6 protein-coding genes are annotated in these 3,461 nt (G+C 41.4%); all 6 read right to left on the bottom strand.

Annotation, left to right across the window (positions count from 1 at the left end; all coding sequences use genetic code 11):
- Positions 1-214: 214 nt before the first annotated feature.
- Positions 215-559, bottom strand: a complete 345-nt coding sequence (gene tnpB, locus DW965_RS18355) for an IS66 family insertion sequence element accessory protein TnpB (protein ID WP_009246070.1) — start codon at positions 557-559, stop codon at positions 215-217.
- Positions 553-966 carry an IS66 family insertion sequence element accessory protein TnpA gene (gene tnpA, locus DW965_RS18350; RefSeq protein WP_199681685.1) on the bottom strand — a complete coding sequence of 138 codons (414 nt, stop codon included), beginning with the start codon at positions 964-966 and terminating at the stop codon, positions 553-555. Before tnpA ends, tnpB begins: the two co-directional genes overlap by 7 nt.
- Before the next feature lie 254 nt (positions 967-1,220).
- Complete coding sequence (locus tag DW965_RS18340; protein ID WP_118601787.1) at positions 1,221-1,688, bottom strand: cupin domain-containing protein; 468 nt, start codon at positions 1,686-1,688, stop codon at positions 1,221-1,223.
- A 487-nt stretch (positions 1,689-2,175) separates the two neighbouring features.
- A complete protein-coding gene (locus DW965_RS18335; protein ID WP_158580620.1) occupies positions 2,176-2,892 on the bottom strand; it encodes an alpha/beta hydrolase in 717 nt (238 codons plus the stop codon).
- A gap of 57 nt (positions 2,893-2,949) precedes the next feature.
- Positions 2,950-3,171 carry a hypothetical protein gene (locus tag DW965_RS18330; RefSeq protein WP_118601789.1) on the bottom strand — a complete coding sequence of 74 codons (222 nt, stop codon included), beginning with the start codon at positions 3,169-3,171 and terminating at the stop codon, positions 2,950-2,952.
- Positions 3,172-3,350: 179 nt separating this feature from the next.
- Positions 3,351-3,461 (bottom strand): transposase (locus DW965_RS22355; RefSeq protein WP_199681683.1); only part of this gene is annotated, 111 nt, incomplete at its 5' end.

Raw genomic sequence — 3,461 nt, 5'->3', positions numbered from 1 at the left:
TATTCAGTTGGTTGATCATGTCCTTGTACGCAAGGATTTTTGAATCTTTTGAATTGCCAGCCATATGTTTTCTGCTCCTTTTTCACTGCTCTTATTATACCATAAAAAGTAATGAAAAAGAAGCAGAAAACCCAGCATTTACAAGGGATTTCAGACATGATACAGGGTGAGAAGCCCCTCCGTTTCTGTTGGTTGGCATAGATGTTTTACGCGATCATTCCGTAGGTTTGAATGCCTTGGGTTGTTCGATTTCAAGCCCGGACATGAGCCAGTCGAATTGCTGCCAGGTCAATTGTTTTACTTCCAGCTGATTTCTGGGCCAGCGGAATCTGCCCTGAACTTCCATACGTTTATACAGCAGCACAAATCCGTCAGATTCCCAGAGCAAAGCTTTGATCCTGTCACAACGTTTTCCACAGAAAAGATACAGGGCACTTCGCCTTGGATCCATATGGAGTTGATCCTCTACAATGGCACACAGCCCGTCAATGGATTTCCGCATATCCGTTCTGCCTGTTACGATATAGATTTCATCGGCGGCTGTGATATCCCCTAACATTCCAGCTCCTTCACAATTCGAAGCGTTTGAGCCAGAAGCTGAGGATCTGTTCCATTTGGTATTGTTAGATGAAAGCTGCCTACAGACAGCTTCATTGACTCTGCTACGGAAAAGTTATTCCTCTCCGTAGCTGCCGGAATTACATTTAATGGCTGTTCATAAGGAATCGGGTCAGTATCATGAAACTCCACTCTGACAACTTCCTGGTTTTCTGGTGCGCGATAGGTGCGTCCAGTTGACGCCGGCAAATCCACACAACCTTTCTGACGCAGTCTTTTTACCCAGTTGTAAAAAGTTCCTGGCTTGATATCATGTTCCACACACCATTGATGATCTGTCAATCCACTTTGACGGCATTCCATGATGAGACGGTATTGTTCTTCGACAGGTATTCTTTTGCTTTTCATGAGCACACCTCCATAACTTGAATAGAGTAAAATGCTCGCACCTATCATTTCTAGCAAGAAAAGATGAAGTAAAATGCTTGCATTCTCTATTGATTATTATGGGATATTTTTTAGGGCAACACAATCCGTCGAATTATTTTGCACTTACCCTTTACAGCTGCAAGTTCCAGCCGCTTCCGGCTCACAGTCATACTCTCTGGATGCCAAGACTGTTCCATCAGTAAGGTGAGTAAAGTCCCCAGTTTCTCATTAATTCACATATCCCGGATATAATCGGAAGATGATGCCAGATTGTAGAGGTCACTGAGCAGACCGGTAAACGAAGCTATGTCATCCGGATGGAACACAGGCCGACCGCCTCGCTCTTTGTACTTCTCATATACAGCCGGAAGGGACGGTGCATAGAAATGGCACCATTGGAGAGACCAGAGATTATCAGAAGTCGAATGGCTATATGCTTTCCGACAATCAATGAACACGCAGTCTCCCTGGCCTAGCTGATAAGTCTGCTCCTCGTAGGAAAGTTCTCCCTCGCCAGACAAAACAATAAAGCAAAGAAACGACACCAAATCCTCTCTCTGGGATACATGTGGGTGAACAGCCTGCAAAGAGCCGACCTCCTGCAGATGCAAAAGAGACGTTCCAGCAAAGGTTGATGGGGTGTAAATGATTCGAGAGGAGCTTACGGAAGAAGACTGTGGGTTGAATAGTTCTTGGTCCATAAGTTGCTCCTTTCCAATACGAAATATCACTTTTTCCTTCACTTATATCCAACTGATGGAACGGCATCCTTGGGAATATGCCGCGATCGGGAATGTCTAAAAAATTGTGTAAGTAAATTGTCTGACAATTTCCCCTTTGCCTGCTTGACTACCTTGCTTTAAATGCCGGAACGCCAGTCAAGGTAAGGGTTCCAGCCTTGACTGACAATTCTGGCATTTGATAAAATCTTGAGAGCAGGTTAGAAAAACTTACACAGTTTCTATTACATTCTCCGGCGATCCTTTTCTATGTACAAATATTTAATATACCTTTACATTTCAGACGCTTACCTTATTATGCGTTACCTGCTAAATGTCCTTCTTATTTCCATTGCCGCATAGTACATCAAACCACCAACTGCTCCACCAACTGTGTTATAGAAGATGTCTGATAGTTGGAATGTTCCTACCTTCCTTAAATCGTAAGAAATTGTAAAAGGATCTTGCATCAATTAGTCGGAATATGTTTTTTAAGGAATTCGGAAACAATACTTTCGTATTTCTCAGGATTCGATCTATAGCAATCTGTATGTTCTGACCCTGAAACTATATACAACTCTCTTTCACTTTTGCAACTATCGTAAATTTTATACGCCATAGATACCGGTGCTTGCTTATCCTTGTCTCCATGAATAATTAGAACTGGCACACTTGTCTTAGACACTGCAACACATGCGTTTGCTTCTTTCAAGTCAAATCCGCCCCAGATTTTTGTTCCTACATTTGCAAACTGCGTAAATAAATCTGACAATATTTTATGATGAATTTTTTCTTTACTATTTGCTTTTATCATCTCTAGCAGAGATGTAAAACCAGCGTCATCAATAATTCCACAAACTGATTCAGGTAATCCTAAATCGCTACTCATAAGTGTTACCGCTCCTCCCATGGAAATTCCCATGAGAAATATTGGCGTCTGCTCGCCATATTCGGAAACCACCCAGTTCACCCAATCACGACAATCATATTTTTCTAAAACACCGAGCGTTGAAACATTTCCTCCACTCTCTCCGTGTGCCCGCAAACTTACCAACAGTAGATTCCATCCATTTTCTTCTGTAATTCTGTAAATCGGCACACCATTTGTATAGCAGTTTGACCAAAGCCCATGAATAAAGATTATACAAGGTGCATTCTTTTTTCTTTCATAATAGTGACCAACCAACTCTATCCCATCAGAAGCTGCAATTGTAATCTTTCTATTGGACTCAATTTTTATTTTTTATGCTTCTGTGAGAATTTTGTATTGCCAATCATCAGCATTTCCCAAATCTGGCCAACGAATTTCTCTCTTCAAGCAGGCCTTTTGAAAAGAATACTTACTTAGTCTTAGCACTGCTACTATTACGTTTGTTAAAGCCAGAAAGACTATTAAACCACTTTTTCTTTTTATATGTAGTTTTATTTTCAAAACTGTCTTTACTTTTGGTATTATTTTCTTCAATCAATTCCCCTCCAATGCCAACTCCACAAGAGACAACAGCTAGTTAGCAACCACCAGTTCAACTGGTGGTTTATTATTAGCCCTCCAAAGGGCTATTGTTACTGCTCGCCCCAAAGGGCGGTATCGCAAGCACTTTTGCTGGCCCGCTATAAAGCGGTACTACTCGAATCTTCTCGTCTCTATTCTTCTGCTTGCTCTTTTATATACTTTTGAACTGCTTCATCTGTTATATTGCCAATCGTTTCAACATAATATCCTCTAGCCCAAAACGCTTTATCCCATTTACTTTG

This window comes from Blautia sp. AM47-4 (assembly GCF_003479865.1).
Lineage (GTDB): Bacteria > Bacillota > Clostridia > Lachnospirales > Lachnospiraceae > Fusicatenibacter > Fusicatenibacter saccharivorans.
Note: the sequence above shows the minus strand (reverse complement) of the source record. Positions and strands in the feature narration are given on the sequence as shown.

Bases quoted from the DNA above. Each gene is read 5' to 3' on its own strand.
- tnpB (WP_009246070.1), bottom strand. From the start codon at position 559: ATGTTAGGGGATATCACAGCCGCCGATGAAATCTATATCGTAACAGGC.
- tnpA (WP_199681685.1), bottom strand. From the start codon at position 966: ATGAAAAGCAAAAGAATACCTGTCGAAGAACAATACCGTCTCATCATG.
- DW965_RS18340 (WP_118601787.1), bottom strand. From the start codon at position 1,688: ATGGACCAAGAACTATTCAACCCACAGTCTTCTTCCGTAAGCTCCTCT.